The organism is Dialister sp. (assembly GCF_047832375.1).
In the GTDB taxonomy this organism is placed as follows: Bacteria; Bacillota; Negativicutes; order Veillonellales; family Dialisteraceae; genus Dialister.
The window spans coordinates 289,056-315,000 of sequence record NZ_CP181256.1; the positions used below are offsets into that span (position 1 = coordinate 289,056).

Annotated in this window: 18 protein-coding genes, 1 pseudogene and 1 other annotated feature; of the genes and pseudogenes, 12 read left to right on the forward strand and 7 right to left on the reverse strand. The window is 52.5% G+C overall.

What is annotated here, in order from left to right; all coding sequences use genetic code 11:
* Positions 1-1,621 precede the first annotated feature (1,621 nt).
* Positions 1,622-5,509 carry a helicase-exonuclease AddAB subunit AddA gene (addA, locus tag ACFWUL_RS01170; RefSeq protein ID WP_416177558.1) on the reverse strand — a complete coding sequence of 1,296 codons (3,888 nt, stop codon included), beginning with the start codon at positions 5,507-5,509 and terminating at the stop codon, positions 1,622-1,624.
* Positions 5,502-8,906, reverse strand: a complete 3,405-nt coding sequence (locus ACFWUL_RS01175) for a PD-(D/E)XK nuclease family protein (RefSeq protein WP_416177559.1) — start codon at positions 8,904-8,906, stop codon at positions 5,502-5,504. The genes addA and ACFWUL_RS01175 overlap by 8 nt, the downstream gene beginning before the upstream one ends.
* A 420-nt stretch (positions 8,907-9,326) precedes the next feature.
* Between ACFWUL_RS01175 and ACFWUL_RS01180 the strand changes: the two genes are divergently transcribed.
* Positions 9,327-10,505, forward strand: a complete 1,179-nt coding sequence (locus ACFWUL_RS01180) for an MFS transporter (protein WP_416177560.1) — start codon at positions 9,327-9,329, stop codon at positions 10,503-10,505.
* Between the two features lie 722 nt (positions 10,506-11,227).
* Positions 11,228-11,427, forward strand: a binding site (T-box leader).
* A gap of 183 nt (positions 11,428-11,610) precedes the next feature.
* Positions 11,611-12,768 (forward strand): ABC transporter substrate-binding protein, encoded by a 1,158-nt coding sequence (locus ACFWUL_RS01185; RefSeq protein ID WP_297023779.1) that lies wholly within the window; start codon positions 11,611-11,613, stop codon positions 12,766-12,768.
* Positions 12,769-13,051: 283 nt separating this feature from the next.
* Here ACFWUL_RS01185 and ACFWUL_RS01190 read toward each other — a convergent pair whose 3' ends face one another.
* The 3 genes from ACFWUL_RS01190 to ACFWUL_RS01200 form a co-directional block, all read right to left on the reverse strand.
* A complete protein-coding gene (locus ACFWUL_RS01190; RefSeq protein WP_297023784.1) occupies positions 13,052-13,360 on the reverse strand; it encodes a hypothetical protein in 309 nt (102 codons plus the stop codon).
* Positions 13,353-14,615 (reverse strand): DNA repair protein, encoded by a 1,263-nt coding sequence (locus tag ACFWUL_RS01195; RefSeq protein ID WP_297023787.1) that lies wholly within the window; start codon positions 14,613-14,615, stop codon positions 13,353-13,355. Before ACFWUL_RS01195 ends, ACFWUL_RS01190 begins: the two co-directional genes overlap by 8 nt.
* A 508-nt stretch (positions 14,616-15,123) precedes the next feature.
* Positions 15,124-16,281: a twin-arginine translocation signal domain-containing protein gene (locus tag ACFWUL_RS01200; protein ID WP_416177561.1), complete on the reverse strand. Its 1,158-nt coding sequence runs from the start codon at positions 16,279-16,281 to the stop codon at positions 15,124-15,126.
* A 386-nt stretch (positions 16,282-16,667) separates the two neighbouring features.
* Here ACFWUL_RS01200 and tatA point away from each other — a divergent pair, with 386 nt between their 5' ends.
* Both tatA and tatC read left to right on the forward strand, forming a co-directional pair.
* A complete protein-coding gene (gene tatA / locus ACFWUL_RS01205; RefSeq protein WP_297020489.1) occupies positions 16,668-16,871 on the forward strand; it encodes a twin-arginine translocase TatA/TatE family subunit in 204 nt (67 codons plus the stop codon).
* The gene (gene tatC / locus ACFWUL_RS01210; protein WP_416177562.1) at positions 16,868-17,575 is read left to right on the forward strand and encodes a twin-arginine translocase subunit TatC; all 708 of its coding nucleotides are present in this window, start codon (positions 16,868-16,870) and stop codon (positions 17,573-17,575) included. Before tatA ends, tatC begins: the two co-directional genes overlap by 4 nt.
* 115 nt (positions 17,576-17,690) lie before the next feature.
* Here tatC and nudC read toward each other — a convergent pair whose 3' ends face one another.
* Positions 17,691-18,512 carry an NAD(+) diphosphatase gene (nudC, locus tag ACFWUL_RS01215; protein WP_416177563.1) on the reverse strand — a complete coding sequence of 274 codons (822 nt, stop codon included), beginning with the start codon at positions 18,510-18,512 and terminating at the stop codon, positions 17,691-17,693.
* 95 nt (positions 18,513-18,607) lie between these two features.
* On the opposite strand from nudC, the gene ACFWUL_RS01220 reads away from it, so the two are divergent.
* The 7 genes from ACFWUL_RS01220 (at position 18,608) to ACFWUL_RS01250 (ending at position 23,962) form a co-directional block, all read left to right on the forward strand.
* On the forward strand, positions 18,608-19,462 hold the full coding sequence (locus tag ACFWUL_RS01220; RefSeq protein WP_416177564.1) for a carcinine hydrolase/isopenicillin-N N-acyltransferase family protein: 855 nt from the start codon (positions 18,608-18,610) through the stop codon (positions 19,460-19,462).
* A 91-nt stretch (positions 19,463-19,553) separates the two neighbouring features.
* Complete coding sequence (locus tag ACFWUL_RS01225) at positions 19,554-20,096, forward strand: nitroreductase family protein (RefSeq protein ID WP_297020498.1); 543 nt, start codon at positions 19,554-19,556, stop codon at positions 20,094-20,096.
* Positions 20,097-20,114: 18 nt separating this feature from the next.
* Complete coding sequence (locus ACFWUL_RS01230; protein WP_297020501.1) at positions 20,115-20,765, forward strand: CpXC domain-containing protein; 651 nt, start codon at positions 20,115-20,117, stop codon at positions 20,763-20,765.
* A gap of 426 nt (positions 20,766-21,191) precedes the next feature.
* The gene (locus ACFWUL_RS01235; RefSeq protein ID WP_297020503.1) at positions 21,192-21,821 is read left to right on the forward strand and encodes an RNase H family protein; all 630 of its coding nucleotides are present in this window, start codon (positions 21,192-21,194) and stop codon (positions 21,819-21,821) included.
* Between the two features lie 15 nt (positions 21,822-21,836).
* Positions 21,837-22,247 carry a single-stranded DNA-binding protein gene (locus tag ACFWUL_RS01240; protein ID WP_297020506.1) on the forward strand — a complete coding sequence of 137 codons (411 nt, stop codon included), beginning with the start codon at positions 21,837-21,839 and terminating at the stop codon, positions 22,245-22,247.
* Positions 22,248-22,614: 367 nt separating this feature from the next.
* Positions 22,615-23,625, forward strand: coding sequence for a helix-turn-helix transcriptional regulator (locus ACFWUL_RS01245; protein ID WP_297020509.1), 1,011 nt, complete (start codon positions 22,615-22,617; stop codon positions 23,623-23,625).
* Positions 23,626-23,899: 274 nt separating this feature from the next.
* Positions 23,900-23,962 (forward strand): SWIM zinc finger family protein, encoded by a 63-nt coding sequence (locus ACFWUL_RS01250; RefSeq protein WP_366461196.1) that lies wholly within the window; start codon positions 23,900-23,902, stop codon positions 23,960-23,962.
* Between the two features lie 76 nt (positions 23,963-24,038).
* Here the strand turns inward: ACFWUL_RS01250 and ACFWUL_RS01255 are convergent.
* Positions 24,039-24,872 (reverse strand): annotated as a pseudogene (locus tag ACFWUL_RS01255) (M48 family metallopeptidase); the annotation flags it as partial.
* 51 nt (positions 24,873-24,923) lie between these two features.
* On the opposite strand from ACFWUL_RS01255, the gene ACFWUL_RS01260 reads away from it, so the two are divergent.
* Complete coding sequence (locus tag ACFWUL_RS01260; protein WP_416177565.1) at positions 24,924-25,853, forward strand: DUF1848 domain-containing protein; 930 nt, start codon at positions 24,924-24,926, stop codon at positions 25,851-25,853.
* The last annotated feature ends 92 nt before the right edge of the window (positions 25,854-25,945 follow it).

Consider the following 25,945-nt stretch of genomic DNA (forward strand, 5'->3'; position numbering starts at 1 on the left):
GAGAAAGGACGTCTTCATATGATTCTGCCCCTCCAGCGCGCTGAAAAGAAATCGGCCGCGAAGCGGCTAAAGGCCTAGACCTAGATCTAGATCTAGACCGGAAGCAGCTCTGTCGTTAGTCCCTGCACAACAACACAATCACACAGAAACTCCTGAGGAAAGACCTGTCAGAAATCATGAGCAGCCGTTTGACCACTTCGCTCTTCCCTGACGACACAGACATCCCGCATTGCGGTTACCCCTGGCCGAAGCACGGAAGAAGATGGTACAGGCCCCACTCTGCATCGGCATTGGGATGAATCAGGAGTTTTTGTGGTGGAATAAAGGGGATTTTTGCTGTTCAGCGTCTTTGCCGCAAAGACAATAGAAAATAGACGGTAGATGGAAGAGGGGAAGGAGCTTGCGGCTGGGGCTGAAGTGGCTTAAGTGGCTGAGGTGACTGAGGGGGGAGGTGGCGGCGCACAATTCATATAGCGCCGCCTTATGAAGAGTGATTACCGCTTCAACACTTTCCCCACTGACTCTACACTCACTCGTCATCTCGAGCGGCGGTAAGTGCCGTAGTGTCTCTACAATCAAAAATCGCTACAGCTGCGATGAGTCGAGAGATCTCTCAGAGAAATGACTGTGACGGCTTAAAAAAAGAATTGAGATTTGAGGAAAGAGAATTGAGGCCCGGCCTGCGGCGCCTCCATCGGCCGGCCTCCGTTAAATGAGATCGAGAACGAAGCCGAGACTGAGGTGGAAAGCAGCTCCGCCGCCGCAGGAAACCTGATGACTCTGTTCATAAAATGTAAGAATACCGCTGCAGTAGGCCCCTTCCTCGGGGAAGTAAGCGAACCCAGTTCACTTGCCACCCGCCAGGGTGGGGAGCTGATGGGAAGTGATGGAAGCGCCGCAGGCCGGACCTCAACTCTCAAATCTCAACTCTGTATTATTCAGACACCACAAAAACACGGAACCTTATGCCGGAATCTCTCATGCATCGAAGGCCGCCATGAATCAGGCATCAGCGCATTAGCTCAGCGGAAGATTGGTGGGATAAGCAAAGCTTTCCCTCTCTGCCGAAGGCTGCTCTAGGATTGGTCGTCAAAGCCTGCCGTTCCGTGTAGAGATAGTAGTGGCTATATTCCGTGTTTTCGTATTTGTGAAACTTTGTCTTGCCGGTTGCAGGATCCTGCTTACCGCTTCCTTCCGGACGAAAGCGGGGCGGGTAAAGGAGAAGCCCCTGCGCAAACAGGAGATTTTCTTTTCTGACATCGTTCCCTGCCTAGGATTTGGAAATGAGATCATACTTTTTGTGAAAATGTCCTGCTCTTAAGAGGGCTCCTGATTTACCCCTCCATATATTAAAATGCCTTTTCGAGGGTAAAATCACAACCAATTTTGGAATATCTAATGTTTTGCTAACAAATTGGCGCATGCCCTGTGGGAGGTGGCTGGGAATGACTGCTTACAGCTATCGGCTTACAGCTTACTGAGAATCAGCGCTTCCCTGGCTGCGGCGCAGCCGCGGCTTCATCTGACTTCTGATTGTCTGACCGTCTGATGTCACCATTGCGGCGGAGCCGCAGGACCTCGAATCTCAACTCTCAACTCTCAAATCTCAACTCTTTCTACGTCATATCTCCATTTGCCTGTCGCTCGTAGTTTTCGACCTCTTTTCCACCTCTATAGCTTTCCCATAGGTAAATGACCAGAGGTAGAGGTGGGATACCGGTTTGCCCAGAAGTTTTTCGGCTGCTTCGCCGTAGACCTGGAGCTGGATTTTGTAGTGGTTCTTCAGCTCTTCTTCGGTCATGGTGTGGTCGGTCTTGTAGTCGATGATGAGGAAGTCTTTGTCGAATTCCAGAAGGCAGTCCATGACGCCCTGGAGGAAGATTTTTTCTCCCTCTTCGCAGTCCGGGTAGAAGGAGCGGGCAGGAAGGAGGATGGAGAAGGGCATTTCTTTTTTGATGTCCTTCGCTTCCTTCATCTTTTCCGCCAGGGGCCCTTTGGCGAAAGTGAGAAGGAACCGGACCGGATTATTTTTCCTCCTGGTAGAGAGAAGAGTGGTGCCCTCTTCTTCGGTGAAGACTTTGTCCTCTATCAGCTGCTTGAGGGCGGCGCGGATAGTTTCTTCTGTGGGTGGGAGCTTGGTAAAATCGATCATTTCCATGGCTTTGTGCATGAGGGTACCGAAGGAGGTGCCCTCATATTTTTCTTCTTCTCCGGAAAGAAAGGCCGGCGGCTCGGCATAATCGGCGGAGAGCCCTTCTGTTTCATCGCCTGCCAGGATGTCCGAGGCCATAGGCGGTTCGTCGCTGGCGGCGTATTCCGCCAGTTCCCGGAGGTGCACGGCGGCGGTGGCGGTGAGTTTGGCTGGCGTTGCGAGGGCGCCCCGGTGGCCGTAGGTCCAGGTGAGCTGGCGGTCCATCCAGTCCGGCCAGCTTTCGGGCAGGTGGGAAAGGAAGGACGCCAGCCGGTCTCCCTCTTTTTTTTCATCCATTTGGGGGAGAATGGCTTCATTTCCTTCTGCCTGGAGACTGGCTCTTTCGTCTTCTGTGAGGAGGTCTTCCTGCTTTATATCGGTGAAATGGAAGTGGGAATGGTCGGAGGGAGCATCATCCCGGTAGGAGGGCACTTTGTCCGCCAATTCCCAGGCCTCTTTCATGGTGCGGTGCCGGAGGGCGGCGGGCATGATCCAGTCCAAGTAACATTTACCGTTGGCTGCGATGTGGCCGGGAAGGGGAGAAACCATGGGCCCTTCGCCGGCGGTGGCCAGGGAGGCAGTCCAGTGGTCCAGGTCATTGTGAAGGTTGTCGCTGGTGCCGATGATAAAGAGTTTGTCCCGGGCCCTGGTCATGGCTACGTAGAGGAGCCGGGCCTCTTCGGCCAGACTTTCCGCCTTTGACGCTTCTTTCACGGAGTACCAGTACAGGCTGGGCCAGCGGACCCGGTTCTTTTTGTCGTAGTACTGGATGCCAAGGCCCAGTGTCTTGTGGCAGATAGCGGTCTGCTGGGTGTCCCTGAGGTTGAAGCCCTTTTTCGTGTCCGCCAGGAAGACCACCGGAAATTCGAGACCCTTGCTCTTGTGGATAGTCATGATATGGACGGCGTCGGACATGGCATTGGTGGAAATGGATTTGAATTCCCTATCCTCCTTGTGAAGTTTGGAAAGGTATTCCAGAAAGGAGTAGAGGCCGCTTTTGGGAGCGCTGTCCCGGGAGAGGGCGAGCTGGTAGAAGGCAAGCACGTGGCTCACCCGCCACTCGCCGCCGGGAAGGCCGGAGAGCCACGTGAGGTATTCGGTGTCCGTGAGGATTCTCCGAAGGAGGGGAGCCGTGCCATCCTGCATGGCTTCTTCCCGCCATGCCTTGAAGGAATCAAGGAAATGGCGGACCTTTTCTTCTTTTCCCGCCTCCAGTACGCCGGGCATGGCAAGCACCGGCCAAAGGTGGGGAAGTTTCTCTTCTTCCTGCCGCAGGTGGAGGAGGGTGAGGTCCTTTTCATCGAGACCTACGAAGCAGGAACGGAGCACAGCGGCAGCGGCCAGGTCCTGGAGGGGGTTGTCCAGCAGTTTCAGCAGGGCCCAGAGGATTTCCACGTCCCCGTTTTTCATGAAGTCCTCTTCTTTGTCGGAAATGGCGGGTATGCCGTTTTCTTCCAGCACCTTCATGAGGACAGGCCCTTTTCCTGCAATGGAACGGAGGAGGATCACCATGTCTCCGTATCGGGCAGGCCGGAAGGCGCCGCTCTTTTCCATCACAGTGCCGTGGTCCATGATTTCATGGATCCTTCTGGCAATGAGCCGCCCTTCCATCATGATATTTTCCATATCCTTCAGCTCATCCGGTGCGTCTCCTTCCCGGATGCCCGCTTTATCAATGAGTTCAATGGAAACGGAGCCGCCGGCATAGGTGTCGGGCCGTTGCTCTTCGTGGCGGCCGGCATAGAGGGCCTCGGGGTCCCCGTAGTCCAGTTCCAGGGTATCCCGTGTCATGATCTGCCGGAAAATGAAGTTGATGGAGGAAAGGATGGCCGCGTCGCTCCGGAAATTGCGGTTCAGGTCGATGCGGTGGGAGGGACTGTCTTTCTCCGGGGAGAAGTGAAGGTACTTATCCATGAAAATGGTGGGGTCCGCCTGCCGGAAGCGGTAGATGCTCTGCTTGATGTCCCCCACCATGAACCGGTTCTTTCCGTTCGATACGAGGGCGGTGATGAGTTCCTGGACCCCGTTGGTGTCCTGGTATTCGTCGATCATGACTTCTTTGTATTTCCGGCGGATGGAAAGGGCGGCCTCCGAGGGGAAGAGGGCCGCTTTTTCCGGCGTGAAGGCCGGATTTTCCCGGTCCACCAGGATATCCAGGGCATAGTGCTCCATGTCATTGAAGTCCATGAGGCCTTCCTGCTTCTTCCGCTCCCGGAGGGCTTTGGAAAAGTCCAATGCCAGCTGGGAAAGAACGGTGACTACCGGTTTCATGGCGGAGGTTTCTGCAATCCACTGGGCCTCCGGCACCTGGGTGAAGGGGAGAATTTCATCCGTCCAGGTAGCTTTGGAAGCTTTTCGGAGGTCGCTGATTGTTTGGGCATCGGTGGACTTTGTAAAGTCGCTGGTCTTTGCGTAATGGAAAGCGGCGGCCTGCTTTGGCTTCATGGTGTTCATACGGCCAAAGGCGAAGGAAGGGAGGCTGAACCAGTCTTTCCATGTCTTTATGGAGGAAACTACGGAAAAGTAGGAGTACTCATTGCTGAGCTGCTCTCCGTACACCGCTTGCGCCGCCTTGTTCCTGTCCATGATGGCAAACATCTGCCGGTAGCTGTCTGCAATTTTCCGGGAAAGGGAGATGAGGTGGTGGAGCACCGGCCGGTCCCAGGGGAGGTCGTCCATGGAGGCCCCTTCCGGAATGGTGTACCGGTCGGGAAGATGGATGAGCCAGTCCTCCGGGAAGGGGAGGGAGCAGGAAAAGTGGAAAATCTTCGATACCATCTGCTTCAGGGTCCGGTCCTGGTAGCGGTCGGCAAAGAGGTCCACGGTATCCAGAAAATCCGGATTTCCTTCGGCATACCACTTCTCCAGCACCTCCGACAGCACCTCTTCTTCCAACAGGAATTCTTCATTTTCGTCGGACAGGATCCGCACCTTCGGGTCCAGGTCCAGAAGGTAGAAGTACTGGCGGATGATGGACTGGAAATAGGAGTCCAGCGTGGAAATCTGTGCGCTCCCCAGAAGGGAAATCTGCTTTTCCAGATGGTGGATGCGCTTTTCATCGTCTGCCTTGTCCGCTTCCTTCAGGGCATCGGACAGGGCCTTCGACACACGGGCTTTCATTTCACTGGCGGCGGCTTTCGTGAAGGTGAGGACCAGAAGTTCATTGATGTTCGTATGGCTGCCCGGATCCTCCACCAGGCGGACGATGCGCTCTGTGAGGACCGCCGTCTTTCCGCTGCCTGCCGCAGCGGAAAGGAGGAGATTCTGCCCCCTGGCATCCAGGGCTTCTTCCTGTTCTTTTGTCCAGTGGTTACTCATGGTGTTCCTCCTTTTCAGCGGCAATTTCGGCAAGATTACTTTTCAGAGTCTTTTTATCGGGAAGATGGATGTATTCATACCCTTCACCTTCGGCCTTCGGGTCGAAGTGGCAGATGCTGTGGTAGGGACAGTAGGTGCAGGGAATTTTCTTATTGTAATTGACCGGCCGGATTTCTATGTGCCCCTCTTCCATGGATCTGTAAATTTTCAGGAGATTCTTCTTTACGATGGTGAGAAGGTTCCTGAAATCTTCCTCAGACAGGAGAGAGGTGGACGTGGCCAGACCCCCGTCTTTCTTGAATTTCAAGGGAAGAATGGAATCATCGGTACCTGCGGCGCTGTCCAGGGCCTTTACCATGTCCGGGTCGTCCAATATCCAGCCGGAGCCGCTGTCCTTATCCGGAAGGGGCGGCTTACTGCCCGGTGGGACGGTCTTCATGTTTTTCACATCCCCCGAAAGGTAGATGTACATGAGGGCCGCCGGCAGGAGACCCCCTTTCCCTTCTTCCTCCACCGCCAGAAGGTAGGTCAGGAGCTGCAGTTTCAGCCCTGCCACCACTTCCTGCAGAGAGGCTTCAGGAGTGCCGGTTTTGTAGTCATAGATGGCCACCCCATTTCCTGCCATGTCGATGCGGTCAATTTTTCCCTTCAGGGTGAAAGTATCCCTGTCTCCGGCGATGTGGAGGTAAAATTCCTTCTCCAGTGCCTTCGTATCGAATTGGCTGTTCCGGCTCCATTTCCGGAGGGCCTTGAGGGAACGGCGGAATGTCTCATTCAATGCCCGCTCGGTGTACCGGGAGGCGCCGTCTGCATGGAGGGCGCCGTAGTGAATCTTTTTGGACAGGGTTCCGGCGATTTCTCCGGAAATCTTTTCAATGTCCTCGTCTGTGGCATCCCGCCACTGGCGGTTTTCTTTCGTCAGCCGGCTGCCGAACTGGTGAAGCCCGGCGTGGAGGTAATTGCCGAAGTCCAAAGGCTCCATGTCCCCTTCATCCCGCTTTTCGATGTGGAGGCCGTACTGCACAAAGTAGGCAAAGGGGCAGCGCCGGTAGTTCTCGAACCGGGTGACGGAGCCGAAGAAACGGCCCTGGGGTTTGAAAAGCCGGGCGGCCAGGTCCCTTGGAAGGGGGGCAGCCTCATTCTTATAGTGAAATCCCGTAAGGGCCTGGGTGAGGTCTGCTTCATGGCCCATGGCCTTTGCCCAGGCTGCCAGTTGGGACCAGGGGGAATCGGGAGCAGGAACTTCCCTTCTCAGAATGGAGGGAAGGAGGGACAGGGCCTGCTTCGGATTATCAAAGAAGGAACGGTCATTTTCCCTGTCCGACGGGGAGAGGGTGATGTATTCGGAGGCATAGTGCAGGTTGGCCAGCTGGGACAGGAGGAAGGAGGGCTCCGTATCGTTGTGGTCATCGTTTACCGAGGGCATGGTAATGTAGAGTGCCCGGCGGGCCCGGGTGAGGGCCAGGTATACGAAGAACTGCTCCTTGTGCACTTCCTCCAGGAGATCCGTGCCGAAGAGGAGCCGGCTGTCCCGGTAGATTTTCTGCTTTTCCGGCTCCGTGAAGAAGCCCCCTTCTTCTACCCGCTTCGGGAATTCCCCTTCAATGGCGCCGGGGATGAAGACCACTTCTGCCTCCATGCCGTAGCCCCGGTCCATGCCGGTTACGGTCACGTGGTCCAAGGTGGGAGGGATGGTGGAGTAGGTGAGGGAAGACAGGCCATCTTCAAAGATGGACTGGAAATCTTTGGCACCGATTTCATCGTCTCCGGCGGCATGGACGATCTCATCGAGGAGGGTGAGGATCTTTTTCCATACCTGCAGGTTCGGCCGGAGATTGGTGCGGAGTTCCTCTTTTTCGTCCCGCTTTTCCATGGTTTCCGGTATCTTTTCATCTACCATCCACTGGTACAGGAGCTGGCACCGCTCCCGGGCATGGGAAAATTTCTTCCATTTTTCCGCCAGGGGGTCCAGCATGGAGGTAAGCCGCATCCGCCATCCGTTGGCCTCGGCCAGTACCTCTTTTTCTGCGTCCGTCGGCGCCGGAAGGGGACCGTCGAGATCCCGGTATTCCCGGAAAGCCCACTCTTCATGGTACTGGGAGGGCCGGATGCCATGGGAGAGGACGTAGTTTTCCAGACGGTCCACGTCTTCTTCCGGCCACTGGGGCAGGAGGGATGTCTTCAGCAGGCGAAACAGGGTTTCCCGCTGCCAGCCGCTTCCCCGGTGAAGGGATTCGGCGGTGAGGAAACGGAGGAGACTGCTGATGAGGACCACCAGGGGATGGTTATTCATGGGATGCTTCCGGTCAATAAATCCGGGGATTTCATAGCGGGCAAAGCATCGCTCGAAGAGGTCCCCATAGGTTTCGGGGTCCCGGATGAGGACGAGAATATCCCGGTACCGGAAATGGCAGTCCCTCACCAGGGTCAGGATGCGGCGGGAAATATAGTCCACTTCCTCCGCCTTGTGGGCAGCCCGGATGAGGTGGAGCCCCTCGTCCAGCGAGGGCGCTTTTTGTCCTTCTATCGGGGAGGGCTCGGTGCGGCGGTTGAAGAAATGGCGGGCCATGGCGGCCAGCTGGGAGGAACGGAAGCGGAGGTCTTCGGAAAGGAGGACGGCATCGCCGCCTTCCTGCCGGGAAAGAAGACGGTAGAGATGGAAGGGCCTTGCAAAGTTCGGATTTTCCACAGCCTCTTCGGGCTTATCCATCTGGATGGTCATGGTCACTTCTTTTGCTGTATGGACCAGGGCGGAGACGATGCGGATTTTCTGGGGCGCCATGCCGTTGAACCCGTCGATCCATACCCGGGCCTCTTTAAGTGTGGGAGATTTGGGAATTTCCCGGGCCAGAAGGTCAAAGAGGCTCCCTTCGTAGGCGAAGTGGTCCTTCAGGTACCGGTGATAGGCACCGTAAAGGAGGGAAAGGTCTCCCATCTTTCTCCCCAGCGGCGTATCGCCCTGGGCTTCAGCGGCGGAGGAAAGGTCCTCTTCCGACACGCAGAACATGTCGAGCTGGTGGAAAAAGCGGGTGAGCTCTTCCGAAAAATGGGGATGGGAGGCGGCTTTCATCACCATCCGGAGTTCGTTCTTGTGCTCTTCCATGAGCCGCCGGATGATGATTTGCTGCCCCAAGGGGGACAGGGCATCGCTCACCGGGGAGTGGAGCTCCTGGAATACCCGATAGGCGAGCCTGGAAAAGCCGCACACCGTGACATCGGTGAATCCTTCCCCAGGGAAAGAACGGGCCAGCCGGTACTCTGCCGTGTAGGTCCCCTGGTCCGGTACCAGGAGGAAGGCCTTCCGCCCTTTGCCTCCCAGTACGTATTCCCGGATTTCCCGGCACACCCGGTCCGTCTTGCCGGTTCCCGCCCGGCCCAGAATGAAATGAAGTCCCATGGTCATGTCCTCCTTCGTTTTGTTGTATTCATTATACTATGGGGAAGGACAGAATGTGGCAGTTGTATGCATTGCATGCACGGCCCAAATGAATGAATGGGGCTAAGGGGGGCAGGTGAACGTCGCTGCGCTTGTTCACCGGGTTGTAGGTGCTTCGCACCGGGGGCATAAGGTACATAAGCCGCCGTTAGCGGCGTTACCTAAGTTTTCCCTTCCTTTTAAGCGTAGCGCTCCACCCGCTTCAACGAGCAAAGCGATGTTGAAGCCACAACCCGGTCGGGCCAGCGAAGCGGCGCCCGACCTACCACCTTTAGCCCCAATTTACACGTTTGAGCCGCCTGCGAATCATGCCCATGAGCTATCCTATTTGTGCTACAATAGATGTACTTGTTTTTTTATATAGAATAGAAAGGCGGCAGTATGGCGCAGGCTAAGATATGGACCCGGGAGTTCCTGGGCATGGGCATGACCAATTTCTTTTACTTCATGTCCCAGTATATTCTGATAGCAGCCCTTCCGGTATTCATCATGGATGACCTGGGGAAGGGGCAGTGGGAAGCCGGTATGGCGATGACCTGCTTCCAGATCGGCACGGTGGTGTGCCGTCCCCTGGCGGGGCGCATTATCGACGGCGTGAATAAGCAGCGGCTTCTACTCGCAGCTTCCTCAGTGTTTTTCCTTGTGATGGGGAGCTTTTACTTTGTGTCGAGTCTTCATATGGTGTGGGGGCTCCGGCTGGTCCACGGCATCGTCTTTGCCCTGGGCACCACGGCCTCTGCCACCATGGCAGCCCTGGTGCTGCCGAAGAGCCGGAAAGGAGAGGGGATCGGCTACTTCGCGGTGAGCGGGAACCTGGCCATGGTTATCGGGCCCCTGGTGGGACTTCTGATTATTGATTTCCTGGGGCCAAGGCCGCTGTTTATCTTTCTGGCTCTTCTGGCTTTGGGGGCCATTTATGGAGGAAATGGGAAGAAGCTTTCCGATGACATCATCCTTCCTTCGGGGAAACGGAAGCAGGGATTCCACCTGTCCGATTTCTTTGAAAAGAAAGCACTCCCCTCTGTCATCCTTGGGGGACTCGTGTTCTTTGCCTACGGCGGGGTGCTCACATTTATCCCCATGTATACCCGGTCCCTCGGCCTGTCCTCTTTCACCAGCCTGTTCTTCCTCGTTTTTGCCCTGGTCATCGTGGTGACCCGGCCTTTCGTGGGATACCTCTTTGACCACCATGGCCCTGATGCCACGGTGTATCCGGGATTCGCCTTCTTCTGCCTGGGCTTTGTCCTGTTCAGCCAGGTGGGCGGTGTACCGCTGCTCCTCCTGTCGGCGGGGGTCCTGGGTATCGGTTTCGGCGCTCTGGCACCGGCTTTCCAGACACTGGCAGTGCAGAGTGCGCCGCCTTCCCGGGCCGGTGTCGCTACGTCCACCTATTTCTGGTCCCTGGATATTTCCGTAGGCCTGGCGGCGGCCGTGCTGGGCGTGGTATCCGACAGCCTGGGCTATCCCTTCATGTACGGCGTGGTATGCCTGGCATCGGCGGTTTTGGGGCTTGTGTATTATTTCTTCTGGCGTAGAAGTGGAAAAAGGGCAGCGGCCTGACAGCCGAGGGAAAGTTAGAAATGAAGAGTGAGAAGTGAGAAGTGAGGAGTGAGGAGGAGTTAGGAGTGGTGGTGGCGGCGCACAAGTTATAAAGCGCCGCTTTTTGAATACCTATCCCCGTCATTTGGACCGGTAGTATACAAACCATATAGCTCTACTGCCTGGCACTCCTGAAGCTTAGAGGAGTGGAGAAATCTGTCTTGCGTTTGGGATTACAGGACTTTCCGCACCAGTATCAGTCCAGTATCAGTATTGTAATACCTTCATAGTCATATATCCCGGAGATCTCTCGACTCTTTCTCACATGCTATTTTTACGATTATCCCCACTACGGCACTTACCATCGCTCGAGATGACGAGTTAAGAAATATTCATTATCATTTCATTGCCCTCTCCAACGGGACAATCATAAAAGGAAAGCGTTTTATCGTTCAGTAAAAATGCCAACTTATGACCGGATTGCTTGCCTTCCACAGACCCACGACCCGTGAAGAGAGTGCAAGTTAGCAGCTTTGGAGTAAAGTGGGAGCATATATTTTGCGGCGCTTTATAACTTGTGCGCCGCCACCACCACTCCTCACTCCTCACTCCTCACTCCTGACTGGTTTCCGTTTCTTTCCCCTGGCCTGGGAATACACTTTTTCAAAAAGATAAAAAAAGTGCTTGACAGGATGGAGATGGGGGATTATTATATACACATCTTCAGACAAACGAATGACTTGAGAAAAGCCAGGATCGAGACAAAAGGTTTGTTGTTTAATCTTCAGAGAGCCGGTGTATGGTGTGAACCGGTAGATGGCAGCATTCATACTATCCCTCGAGAGCTCTTTCGTCGAACCAAGTAGATGAAGGCGTTCATTCACGTTACGAATAGGACTACAGAGTATAATGTAGGGTGGTACCGCGATACATCGCCCCTATCTTCTTTGGAAGATAGGGGCTTTTCTTATGGCAGGGGTATCAGTTTACTTATGGTCCGCAAGTGATAAGTGGGAGTGGTACCGCGCATATGCGCCTCCGCCTTTGGGAAACCAGGGGCGGAGGTTTTCTTTTGCTTATTTCAGTCATTCGGGTCACAGTATTATTTTTGAAAGAGGGAGAAACTATGCAGAAAAAATGGTTAAAAGGAATGGCAGCAGTAGCAGCTGCAGCAGTATTGGCAGGAGCATTTGCAGGCTGCGGCGGACAGAAGTCTGACAAAGGCGGCGCAAAAGGACAGCAGACCGTAAAATTCGGTTTCGTTACCGGCTGGACCGGCCCTGGCGCTGCTTATGGCACCGCTATGAAGGAAGGCGTGGATCTGGCTGTTGAAGAAATCAACAACAACCCGAACACCAAGATGAAGATTGACCTTAAGGAATACGACACCAAACTGGTGAAGGCAGAAGCCATCAATGCATTCAAGAAGTGCATTGAACAGGATAAGGTCCTGGCTATCGAAGGCCCGATGACCTCCGGCGAAATGTTTGCTGCCGGCCCGATTGCCCAGCAGTCCAAGGTCGTTGCCTTTGGTACCGGCACCACGGCTCCCGGAATCACCGATATCGGCGATTATATTTTCCGTAACGCAATCCCCGGCAAGATGGCTATTCCGATCACCGTAAAGAAAGCACAGGAAAAACTGGGCTTCAAGAAAGTAGCTATCCTCTATTCCAACAACAATGACCAGATGGTCGGCGAAAACAAGATTTACCAGGAACTGTTCAAAGATATGGGCATCGAAGTCGTAGCCACCGAAACCTTTGCTGATAAGGATACGGACTTCTCCGCACAGCTCACCAAGATCCAGGCGGCTAACCCCGATGTCATCGCTGTAGCAGGCCTGTACCAGGAAGGCGCCCTCATCGTGAAGAAGGCCCGTGAAATGGGTATGAACCAGCCGATTCTGGCAAACAACGGCTTCAACAGCCCGGCTTACATCCAGCAGGCCGGCGAAGCAGCTAACGGCACCCTCGTAGCTACTCCGTGGAACGCAGAAAGCAAGTCTGAAAAGGCACAGAACTTCCGTAAAGCCTTCGTTGCCAAGTACGGTCATGAACCGGACCAGTTCGCTGCCCAGGCCTATGATGCCATGTACGTTATGCACCAGGCTGCTGAACAGTCCGGCACCACCACGGACCGCAAGAAGTTCCGCGATGCCCTGGCCAAGATCAAAGACTTCGAAGGAGCTACCGGCAAATTCCAGTTCGATGACCATCGTGATCCGAAGATGGACCTCTCCATCATGGAAGCCAAAGATGGTAAATGGGTTCCTTTCGCTTAATCGGCGAATCACAGGTAGAGGCTGTGAACCATTCCACAGGGATTTCATGGCCGCATAGTATGACCCTCAGCAGGGGGACCGTAAGGGCATTCCTGATATAAGCTTAGCCTTCGATTCCCCCTTTGCCGGAACAGGATTCCGGCGGGAAGACTGCCGCCTGTGGGCAGGGCAGGAAGGAATAGACTGCTGCCACAGTCCATTCTTTTCCCTGCCCACCTGGTAGTTTTTCCCAAAGTAAAAGAGCAGTGCATCCCTACGCACTGCTCTTTTACTTTGGAAAAAATCATTCTTTTTGGATTTCCCAGATGTGGCGGAAGGGGATATTCTTCCCTTCTATCCGAAGAAAACGGAAAGGAAGGTCTATGGATTCCAGCGCTCCTTCCAAAGCCCGATAATGGCCTGCTTCGTAGAAAGTGATGCGGAGAAGGTCCCCTTTCTTTATACAGCCCAGCAGGACATCGAGCTTCCGGGCCCGGTCTTCGGAGAGGGGCCGTTCTTTTTCTTCCGTTTCTTTTGCTTCTGCCAGGAGTTCTCCATATCCCTTAAGGCCGTTGAAAGGGAGAAACTGCCTGGCCCGTTTTTCGTTATCCATGATGACCTCCTATGAGACTGTTCCTTTCGCGGAGCGTGGCTTTCGGGAAATAGTCGATGCCCCGAAGCAGTGCATTTTTTCCAAATCTTTTCTTGACCTCCACCATGGCAAGTTCCACATTTTTCTGCCGCCTTTCTTCTTCCGGCGACCGGAAAAGGGAAAAGAAATGGGGAACCCGGTGGGATGGGAGCACGTTGTCCAGACTGATCCGGATGACCCGGATGCCATGGCCCCGGAGGACCTTATCCCTGTAAAGCTGCCGGAAGGCATGCCACAGGTCCGAGGGAATATCGGTATGGTGGGCCAGCCTTTTTGAACCTCGGCTGCCCCGCCTGTTTTTATCGGAATATCCGGCGTACAGGGAAATACCCCGGGCCACGAGGCCTTCTTCCAGCAGCTGCTGCACCAGGATTTCCACCATTTCAAAAAGGAGGAGTTCCCCTTCTTCCCAGGTGTAGTCCTCGAAGAGCACCTGACCGTTGCTGATGGACCGCTCCGACGGGCGGTAGCTGTGGATATCGGCAATGGTGCAGGACTCCCGGCCATGGGCATGGTCGATGAGATACTTTGCGTTTACCCCGAATTCACGGTACAGCAGCTTCTCCGGCAGCAGGGACACTCCATAGAGGTCATGGACTCCGTATTTTGCCAGCCTCCGGGCGATGCCGGGGCCGATATTCCAGATATCCGTAATGGGCCGGTGGTTCCGGATCGTCTCCTGAAATCGGGGTTCATCGAGATAGGCAATGTGTGTCGGCAGGTGCTTGGCCAGGATATCCATGCCCACCTTGGCCAGGAAAAGGTTGGTCCCCACGCCGGCGGTGGCGCAGATGCCGGTCCGTTTATAGACGGCATCCATGGCCATCCGCGCGATGCCGGGGCCGTCTCTTCCGTAGAATGTGAGGTAGGGGGTCACATCGATGAAGCATTCATCAATGGAGTAGGCGTACACATCTTCCGCGGAGAACAGGGAAAGGTAGGTGCTGTAGATATCGGCGGACACATCCATGTACAGTTCCATGTGGGGCAGGGCCACGAGATAGGGAAGGGAAGGAGGAATCTCGTAAATCCGGCACCGGTTCCGCACGCCCTTCTCTTTCAGCGAAGGACTTACGGCCAGGCAGAGAGCGCCGGGGCCCCGGGAAGGGTCTGCCACTACCAGGTCCGTGGTAAAGGGATCCAGTCCCCGGGCGGCGCACTCCACGGAGGCATAGAAACTTTTGAGGTCAATGCACATGTATACCTTATCTTTCATAAGTCCTCCGCCTTTCCATCCTGAATACAAACAAACTTTCTACATAGAAGTATAGAATTTTTGTTCGAACAGGTCAATGAAACGGGGAATTAGAATCAGTAGAAAAGGTGGAGGCCAGACAGTTCGTCAAATTGCGGTTTGTCGAGCTGTTGGGGTTTGGCGGTTGGCATGCTTGCGGATAGAGTCACTCGCATGGAGCTCCTAGCTTCTAGCGACTAGCAGCTAGGAAGGATGATCCGCCTGCGGCGCTTCCAACCGGTATTCCCGTCAGTCATTCGTGCCGTAGGCTGGCCAGCTTTCCTAGAAGCTAGCAGCTAACAGCTAGAAGCTTCGCACGAATGACTCTATCCATCAGCGCCAAACCCATCAGCTCGACAAACTGAAATTGGCAGTGCTGTTTCTTTTCCTGCCCCGATGGTTCCGCTCCGGCAGGGTACCTGCGAAAAATCCCTGTGAGATCGTATCTCACAGGGATTTTTCTTCGTGGAAATTTTCAATGGGGAGAGGGTTATTTCAGGATAATCTGCTGTACCAGGGACTCGATCTGTTTCCGGCCGTCCGGGAAGGAAGACAGGTGGTTGATGTACATGAAGGAGACCTGGGAGCCGATGTAGTTGCGGAAATCGTTGAACTTCTTTGCATCCGAAGCGGCATCGATACCGTAGAGGGACTTGGCGATGTCCTTCAGGATGGCAATGGATTTCTGGGAGGCCGGGGACGTGAGGACCCAGTCGTGGTCACCAAGGTGGACGATATAGCCTTCCTGCTTGTGGGGAGCCGGCAGGCCTTCCCCATCTTTCCGGAGCACGCCGTAACGGACGGGGTCTTTTCCGGCCAGGAGGGAGGCTGCCTTGATCCAGCCCACCACGTCGGCTTCGCCCTTAGCCCCGGTGGGAGCGCCGTGGGCGCAGGCCTGGGCCACCACCACTTCTGCAGGAATGCCGCGGTACATGGACTCAGCGATACTGATGACATGATGGGCACCCTGGCCGGCCAGGGTATATTCCTTCAGGGAGCTTCCGTCTTTCTGCCACTGGAAGACGAAGGGCTTTTCGATGTCATGGAGAGCTTCACCGGCAATGGCGGTGTCATAGTCTACATCGTAGCCGAATACATCTTTATAGGTCCGGCAGATGCCCTGGGTAATGTGGAGGTTGCTGCATACGTGGGTGCAGAGGCCGCCGGGGTAGGGATGATGGCTCATGTAGCCGCTGCCGGGGGCTGTCAGGAATGGCTGGTTATGGGAAGGAAGGGCAGGAAGGAGGGTGTCGGCGGAAATTTTAGCAGGGTCCGCCAGTTTCATGTCCACCAGCCGGTTGTATACCCGGGTAATAGCGGCGGAAGAGGTGAAGTTGGCCATGAACGTGGGGCGGGGGTCCCGGATCATGGAAAGAACGGAGGATTTGAGTCCGCTGTCGCTGATGGTATTCACGATACGGAGAATATCATCATAGGATTTCCTGACGAGGGCAGAACTTCTGGCGGAGGTTTCCGCATTGGGAAGGGCGGAAACGGAAATCGGCGCAATGGTGAGGGAGTGGCTCACCTCTTCAGCGGCAGAAGCCTGGAAGGGGAAGCGGAACAGCAGGGCCCCTGCAGCACTTCCGGCGGCAAGTTTCAGGAACGTTCTTCTGGAAATCGGTTCTTTCAGCATAGATTGACTCATGGTTCATCCTCCGATCAGAATGTGGAAATGGGAAACGGTGCCGAAGAGGCTATGTTTCCTTTTTATTATTGGCATTCGCATCAGAAAAAGGGGTTGGGGGGAATCCTGTTAAAGAGGACGGGCTTTTTCTCATGCGGATGATTTCAGTGTAGAAAGCGAAAGAAAAGGAAAAACCACGATTTGGAAAATAAGAAGACAAATTCCGTCAAAATCTCGTAAATTTGCAGGAATTTTCCAAAGCTGACAGAACTTTTAAAGAAATTTGACAAAACCTGTGAAGTGAGAAGATATGCTTATAGAAAGCGTAGAAACGGCGGACAGGATGCATAGGGCAAGACCCTGCTTTCTGTTCACCATGGTGAAAGTGTATTACAGGAGGTTTTACTATGTTTGGTATCGGCATTCCGGAATTGCTTCTGATCCTTGTCATTGGTCTTATTGTTTTCGGACCTGGTAAACTTCCGGATATCGGCAAGGCCCTGGGAAAGAGCATGCATGAATTCAAAGAGGCCGTGAATACGGATGAACCGAAGACGGTGACTGTGGTGAAAGCGGAACCGGCAGAAGTGAAGGCAGGAGAAAAGAAATGACAGCAGGCGGAGGAGCGGGTGATATGCCCCTCACTGCCCATCTGTCGGAACTGCGGAAACGTCTCATTTTTTCCATCGGCGCCGTGCTGGTGGGGACGGCAGTGAGTCTTTTCTTTATAGAAAACCTGATTTCCTTCCTCATGGCTCCGGCGGGGCATCTCTACTTCGCCCGGCCGGCGGAGGTCTTTGTCATTTATATGAAGACCGCCCTCATTGCCGGATTCATCCTGGCATCCCCGGTGGTTTTCTTCGAATTCTGGCGTTTCGTGCTTCCTGCCATGACAGACCGGGAACGGACGTGGACGGCGGTATTCGTACCCCTCTCGGTGGGCCTTTTCCTGGGGGGCATCGGATTTTCCTGGTTCTTCGTCATGCCACAGAGCCTTCATTTCCTCATGGGTTTCGGGGGAGATAACTTTACGCCCCTCCTGTCCATGGAGAACTACCTGGAATTTGTGATTCTCATGATCCTGCCCTTTGGACTCCTTTTCAACCTGCCACTCGTGCTGATTGCCCTGTCCCGGGCGGGCCTTGTGAGCGGGCGAATCCTGAAAAAGGGAAGAAAGTTCGTCATTCTGGGGGCCTTCATTCTGGCTGCCGTCATTACGCCGACACCGGATATCCTCACCCAGTCCCTGCTGGCATTACCTGCGATTTTCCTCTACGAGCTGTCCCTTTGGATTATTGGGTTGTGGGATAAGTAAAACCATGGTGTGAACATAAATAACGGAATAAAGCAAAAAGAGCGCTGAAAGATGATTCTTTATTTTCAGCGCTCTTTTTCTATGGAGGGCTGCCGAACTGGGGCGAAAGTATGGGTTATATTTGACCTTCTTTAAATACCCGCATCATTTCATTGGTCAGCGAGTAATCATCGGGCTGGAGAATGATATCCTTTTTTTCTGCCCAGAAAGCTTCCGACAATTCTGCAGGGTCCCTGGTAATGTGGGGATTCCCATCCACCTCGCAGAAAAAACCGGCAAGAATGTCACTGGCACTGGCCCAGGGCTGGGATTTATAGTAGCGGATGTTTTTTACGGAAAGACCGGTTTCTTCCTTTACTTCCCTTCGTACTGTGCCTTCCAGGGTTTCACCGATTTCCGTAAAGCCGGCGATCAGTGCATAGAAGGAAATATGGTGGTCCGCATAGCGGGTGAGAAGCAGCTTGTCATTCCAGGTCACCCCGGCAATGATGGCAGGATTCAGCCGTGGATATATGGTTCTCCCGCAATGGGGGCAGAGTAAGGCACGCTCCAGGGGTGAGGGGATTGTCTTTTCCCCACAGGAGCCGCAGAATTGGTTATCTCTCATCCACCGGACAATCTGCAGTGCAGTCCAAGCTATAAAAATATCCTTTTGAACAAGGCGGGAATGGAAACGAAGTTTTTTTACCGGGAAATATAGGGCTCCTGCCGGTATATGGGAAGGGTTTTCATTGGCCAGGAAGTAGGCAGTACTATCCATGGTAAACAGATAGGTCACTTTTCCGGCGGGAAGCTCCTCCTGTCGGGGGAAGGGATCTATCCCCGGGCAAAGAAGCAGGTTTTCATCGCTGAAATAAAGGATTCTGCTGTTTTTGTCAGGCTTTTTTAAGGAATCATAATGGTTATCAAAATGGTGGGGGAAAATATCCTGCATCATAGTGGGTCTCCTTTTACTTTTAGCTTTATTATATAATTATACAGATAAGGCAATCCGGTAATGTTATTTTCCGGTCAAATCCTGCAGGAGGTTTTATGGAAGTCCAAAAAAAGATAGTGGCCATAGTGATGGCGGCTTTCCTTCCTCTTTCATCGGCCGGGGCTTGTACCCTGTTCGGCGCTAATGGAAGTGAAGTGGAAGGAGGAGGAACAATCCTTGTCAAAAACAGGGATTGGCGGCCCCAGTACCAGGAAATGCGATATGAAATGGGGCCCCGTTACCGCTTTTATGGCCTCTATGGAGGAAATGAAAAGAAGATGGCCCTGAAGGGCGGCGTTAATGAAGCGGGGCTGGCCATTTTTTCTGCAGCCGCCAGTTCTATTCCCAAAAGGAAACGGATGGCCATGGATCATTCCAACAAAAGCAGTATCCGGGAAATACTTGGAAGCTGTGCTACTGTTGAGGAAGCGCTGGCCATGAATCGGTATTTCAGGGGACCGAAATTTCTGGTTATAGCCGATGCCAGGGAAATGGCCTCTGTGGAAATAGGGGATCATGGAGAATACCGGGTGAAAAAAGTGAGAAATGGACCCCTGGCCCATACGAACCATTACCTTTGGCCTGATTTTTCCTCACTGAACAGGCATGTCGGTCATTCAAGCATGACCCGCCTCTCCAGGATAGAAGAACTTCTTGGGAGAGGACATAAGCCCTATGTGCTTGATGATCTTATGGCCTTTTCCCAGGATCAGCATGATGGACCGGATGACAGTATATGGAGAACAGGGAGTGGAGCACGGTCCGATGAAACCCTGGCTTCTGTCGGCCTGTGGCTCCATGACGGAGGGAAACCGGATATTTTTGTGAAAATACGGTATTCACCGGAAGACAGAGGAAGGGAAGACGTGTACCAGTTGGAAGGAAAGGACCTCTTTCCTGGGGAAAAATGATTCTGGGGAAGAGAGATTTCGAAAATTGTGGTAAAATGAGGTGAATCTGATTCCGGTGCAAGGGGAAGCACCAGTCCTTCAGGAGGAAAAAATGGATGCAATACAGTGTCTGATTTCAAGAAGAAGTATCAGGGAATATACGGATGAACCGATTTCCCGGCAGGATGTAGAAAATGTGGTAGAAATTTCCCAGATGGCATCATGTTGGGAAAATACCCAGCCCATCCGATATGTAGCAGTGCTGGACAGGGAACTGAAGAACCGGATTGCCGATGACTGCACAAAGAAATTCCCATGGAATACAGAAAATATCCATGCAGCACCGGCACTGGTTGTTTTGTGTGCCATCAAAGGCCTTTCGGGCTATGAGCCTGATGGCCGGGCTTCCACATCCAAGGGAACCCACTGGCAGTCTTTTGATGCTGGCGTGGCGGCAGCCCATTTCTGCCTGGCGGCTACAGCACTGGATCTGGGGACGCTCATCATGGGACGATACGATGAGGAAAAAATCAAAGAAATTTTGGACCTCCCCGCTGAGTATGATGTATCCGCCATTATTGCCATTGGGCACCCGGCGGTTATTCCGGCGGCCAATGAGCGGAAACCGCTGAAAGAAGTACTGTCATTTCGGTAGAAAGAGGGAGCATCTGTAATGGAAGAGCGGTATACCTGTCCCCAGTGCGGAAAACGATTTTCCTTTATCCGGTATGATATCATCGATACGGGCAAACAACCGGAAATGAAGGAAAAAGTGAGGAATGGAGAGACCTTTTATGCTTCCTGCCCTTCTTGCGGGTGGCATACCCATTTCGATTATTCCTTCCTTTACAGGGAAGAAGATACACATACCCTCATTTACTATGCCAATTCCCGGGAATTTTACGAAGCGGCCTATTATCGCATGATTGGAAGAAATGGCGGCAGCGACTTTGAAGCCATTCGGACCTGGAATCGGCGGGTGGTGACATCCAGGAGGGACCTCCTGGAGAAGCTGCTGATTCTTGACTGCAGGCTGGATGACCGTATTATTGAAATTATGAAGGGCCTTGCCTTTATTTCCCTGAAGCAGAAACATCCTGATATAGAAGTGGATACGGTTCTTTTTGATCAGGGAGGGGATGGCAGTTGTTATTTCCGGTTCAGCAGGGGTGAAACGGTGGAAGCTGCCTATGCCTTTGACAAAACTTTGTATCGGAGAATCGATGAGGTGCTGGGACCAAGAATCCGCGAAATCGCGGAAGGGGATGTGGTGATTAATTCCCAGTGGGCTGCGGGGGTCATGAAAAAGTTGGAATCCCTTTAGCAGGCCAATAATAAAAAGCTGTGAAGAACGAGTGATCTTCTTCACAGCTTTTTTATTGTGTCAAGGACTGACCAGAGAAACAGCCGCTGCCGATGGGCCTGTACTTTTGAATGAAAGAAAACCATGGCTCATCTCACCGTGCTTTCTCACGGTGAAGAAATAAAATAACTTTTTCTGGAAAAACATCCCCATAAAAATTTTCTGAAGCCGATATTTATAGTGAGGGGGGAAAATAGAAAGGAGGTTCCCCTGGATAAGGATAAGGCAGTGTTGATTTTTGAAATTGCCATTATCTGAGGAAAATGGAGATACGAAAGTTTTCCGGAGCGGCAGCCTGTGAAACCGAAATTGATTGGTCAGTCAGCAGTTTCCGGAGAACCTGGAATGTGACAGGAAGGGGATTACCCCCCGAAAGGAGAAACAATCATGGAAAGAAATGAAATCAGAAACCGGAATACCTTTGTTACAGGGAAAACAGTCGTAAAAGAAAACAGGAAAGGTCGTAAAAACTGCCGTCCCATGCCGAAGGCGTCCGTAAAGGTGCTGGATGCTGCCTATGCGGACCGCATGCCCCGTATTCCTACTGTATGTATCCATGGATGCTGCGAAGGAAATGAGGAAAAAACCGGAGCTTATACGGTGGTCATCCTGAATGAAGGGAAAAAGACGGTGCTTGCCATTTCCGGCGGACAGATGGGGACCACGGTAAACCGTATGTACCTTATGGGACTCATTGAAGCGTTGAAAATCCTGATCCGGGATGAAGGAGTGCAGTCAGTCCGGATTGTGACGGATGAAGACTTTGTAAGCTCCGGCGTCCGCTACCGCTGGTGGAGCCGGTGGAATGAGAACGGCTGGAAAACAAAGGCCGGCAGCCCGGTGAAAAACCAGGATCTCTGGCGTCTTGTTTCCCGCATGGTGAGAGAAAAGAAATTCAAACTGTGGGTGCCGGATGATGCCTCCATGGAACCGGACTTTATCAACCGCTGCGACATCTATGCACGGGCGGCCATGCCGAAAAAACCCAATGCGGACGGCGCATGGCAGGCTATGTGAAGGGAGGCGTGCAGGATGAACCAGGTAGAAATTCTTGGAAACCTTACAAGGGACCCCATCATTCGTGCTACCAGTACCGGGAAAACCATGGCCCGTTTCAGTGTCGCTGTGAATCGGACTTACAGGACTCCGGCGGGAGAAGAAAAAACGCTGGTGGACTTTATTAACATCGTGGCCTGGGAGCGCATGGCGGAGAGTGTAGGCAATTACCTGAAGAAAGGAAGCCGGGTCTTCGTGATGGGGCGGTATACCACCCGTTCCTATGAAGGGCAGGATGGGCAGAAAAAGTATTTCACTGAAGTGAATGCAGGCTTTATTGCCTGTCCCCTGGGAAACAGCATGGAGAATGAAACTGGCGGTAAAGGAGACCCTTACCGCCGGAACAGGGACCCGGTCCCACCGTTTGGAGCGGCTCCTTTCCTGTAAGTAGTCAAAGATTCCGTTTATATATTGGTATTTCACTATTTTCATGATAGACCGGTATTTGGAAGAAGCAGGAACTGCTTAGACTATCTGTGGAACCTGTGCTTTTCTCGAATACCGGTCTTTACTGCTGAAAGAGATGGGGAGTCCCTGCTTTCAGAAAAATCATCGGTGCTTCCCTGAATCAGGACTATATTTCTGTTTTCACTCGATAGCAGCAGAATGGCCTATGAGACCATTCATAATGTCTTGATTGGTAAATTCAACAGCCTTTTTCTTACTTTCTGCTATAATGAAGGAAAATGGAGATCCTGGCCGCCAATGGCTGGCAGCAGGTATGGATGGGATTTCATGGAAAGGCGGGAATTCTATGGCAAAAGAAAGCAAGGACAGGGATGATAAGAAGACGGAGCGTGTTCTTTTTCTATGGGATATATTGGGCCGCGGCGGTTCTGTCAGCAGGGAGGAGCTGACGGAAATGTTTGGCGTTAATATCAGAACAGCCAGCCGTTATATAGCGGAAATCAGGAAATATCTGGAAAAGAAAGAAGAACGGGATGGGATCCGCCGTGAACTTTACTACGACAGGACCGATGGAAGCTACCGGATCCGTGACCTGGAAAATGAAATGATTTCTTCCGGTGAGCTCTTTGCCATCGGGAAAATCCTTCTGGCCAGCCGGGCTTTTCATAAAAAAGAGCTTGAATCCCTGCTTGGGAGGCTCCTCCAGTCTGCGGTAGTGGGAAAAGGAAAAAAGGAAGTGGAGGACTATATCAAAAGTGAACTCTTTGACTATCTGAATCCAAAGCACCGGAAACCGGATATCCATGTCCTATGGACCATAGCCAGGGCTGTCCATACGCACCATATTCTGTCTTTTGGATATAAGAAGCAGGGATCTAATGAAAGTGTGCCCCATAAGGTATGCCCGGAAGGAGTCCTTTTTTCAGAGTATTACTTTTACATGCTCGGTGTGCCGGAAAAGGAATGGCAGTCCGGGGAAAAGGAAACCAGGGTTTACCGGGTGGACCGCATGTTTCACCTTAAAGATACAGGAGCCGGTTTCGATGTGAGCTACAGCAGCCGTCTCAGGGAAGGGGCCTTTAAAAACAGTGTCCAGTATATGTATGGCGGCGAGCCGGAACGAATCCGGTTCCTCTATACCGGTCCCAGTGTAGAAGCGGTCCTTGATCGGCTGCCAACGGCCCACCAGGAACAGCTGGAGGACGGCAGTTTCCTGATTACCGACAAGATACAGGGCGATGGCATACTGATGTGGCTTTTAAGCCAGGGAAGTCGGGTGAAAGTCCTGTCACCGGAAGGGCTTCGGAACAAATGGATTCAGGAAGCGAGAAAAATCATTGAGGAATCGGAGTCCTGACGCCTTTCCGTCGGTATTTCCTGTTTCCCGATAAGAAACGGAAGCAGGGAAAAAGCAGGGCTGTAGGGAATTTTTTCCCTCACAGCCCTGCTGTATTTGTAAGCGCTCTATTTAATTTCATTCAACTTTTTTGCCAGGACCTCAGCCGATGGATCCGATCCGGTGGGAGTCAGGATGGACTGGTTTCCCAGATACACCGTGCCATCGGAAGCGTAAGCTTCTTTTACATTCTGCCCATGGTTATAAGCGGCAGCCAGGTTGCCCATGACAAAGTATTTCCTTTCGGCGCTGCTCATGCCGGATGTGGCAGAGGGAGTTACGAAATCTTTGCCGTTAACCTGCACCATGTTGGAATCTTTTTTGATTGTAACATGATTACCTGACAGTTTAACCAGTTTTTTCTCGTAGTTTTCCATTCGTTCCCTGTTAGTGGGATGGTCATCGGGAGAAAAGATTTCGCCTACCAGACTGTTTTTGAATTCTCCCTGCTTTTCTTCGACCCGTTCCCAGAGGGCTGCTCCGGCACCAGGATTATAACCGGCCTGGTAACAATAGTCGAAGGCCAGGTTATCCGCTTCCCATTCCTGCTTTTTGGTAATCTGTACATTGTTAATCTGGCCTACCAGGGCTGACATGGTAAGGTTGGCCAGTACGCCACCGCCCATGGCGCTGGCAGCTACACTGCCGCCGATGATGGTGCGGAGTTTCTTTTTGGTACCGTTCATGGCGTGATTTTTCATACCATGCCCCATCTCATGGCCCAGTACAAAGGCTACCTCATCGGTATTGTCAGAAATTTTAAAAAGGCCTATATTAACTGTCATTACATGGCCCAAACCGCAGGCTGCGTTGAATTCGGTACTCGGATTCAGAAAATAGAGGAAAGGCTTCTGCCTGATGGAAGGGTCAGAAGCGGCTATTCCGGCGGAGAGGTTTGTCATAATACTGTCAAGCATGCTATTGTAGTAGGAATCATAGGAGACTCCCTGGCTTTTCTTCAGCTCTTCAAAGTATTTTTGCCGGCCTTCTTCCGTATTATTAACGGTATCCAGGTATTCATCCATCTGCTTGTAAGCTGCAGCGCCATAGATGAGGGAGCCGATCATACCGGCAACATCGGCGGCCTCTGCCTGCGGCATGGCAGGATAGGGACAAATGGAAAATCCCGCTGCCAATCCCAAAAGAATAGAGGCAGCCATCTTTTTTGTATGATTGAACATAAGCTTTTCACTCTTTCCCATAACCATGAACCGGATTCTGATACATCTATTGTACAACTTTTGTGAAGGAAGTTTATTATGATTTTAAATACAGGGCAGCGGACGGATATTCCCGCCTTTTATCCAGAATGGTTCATCAACCGTATAAAAGAAGGAATTGTGATGGTCAGAAACCCTTTTAATCCTCACCAGGTGACACGATACAGACTGGATCCTGCTGTGGTGGATGCCATTTGTTTCTGCACGAAAAATCCGGCTCCCATGATTCCCTTTCTGGATAACCTTTCTCCATTTCGGCAGGTATGGCATGTTACCATTACACCCTATGGCAGGGAAATTGAGCCCAATGTGCCTTCTGTGGATGAGGCCATCAGGGCCTTTCAGAAACTTTCTGCATCTCTGGGGAAACATCGGGTGACCTGGAGATATGATCCCACTTTTCTATCTCCCATCTACACAGTAGAAAAACACCTGTCTGCGTTTTCACACATTGCCGATGCCCTGAAGGGATACACAGAAAACTGCGTATTCAGCTTTATTGACCTCTATGCCAAGACAATCCGGAATTTCCCGGAAGCCCGTCGCGTATCCTATGAAAAACAGCAGATTCTTGTCCGGGAAATGAGATTCATAGCCAATCGAAATGGAATGAATCTGGCTGCCTGCCACGAGGATCCGCGTCTGGGACCGCTGGGAGTCGATATAGGTGGCTGCCTCTCCCAACCAAAAATAGAAAAAGCCTTGGGAATATCGCTCATTGTGCCTGCGTCGGCTAAAGAGGCCAGACCAGGGTGTCACTGCTTATTGGGACACGATATAGGGGCCTATAATTCCTGTGCCCATTTCTGCCGATACTGCTATGCCAACTATGACAGGAGAAGGGTAATGGAAAACAGAAAACGACATGATCCTCTATCTCCGTTTCTGATAGGCCATGAAGAAGAAGGGGACATTATAACAGATGCCAGGCAAGTCAGTTGGATTGACAGGGAAATCAGTCTGTTCTGATATAAAAATAAGGAATTGACAGAAGCAGAAACGGTTGCTATAATTAAATACGCTGAACCAAGACAAGAGAAAACAAACTGTTGACAAGGTAA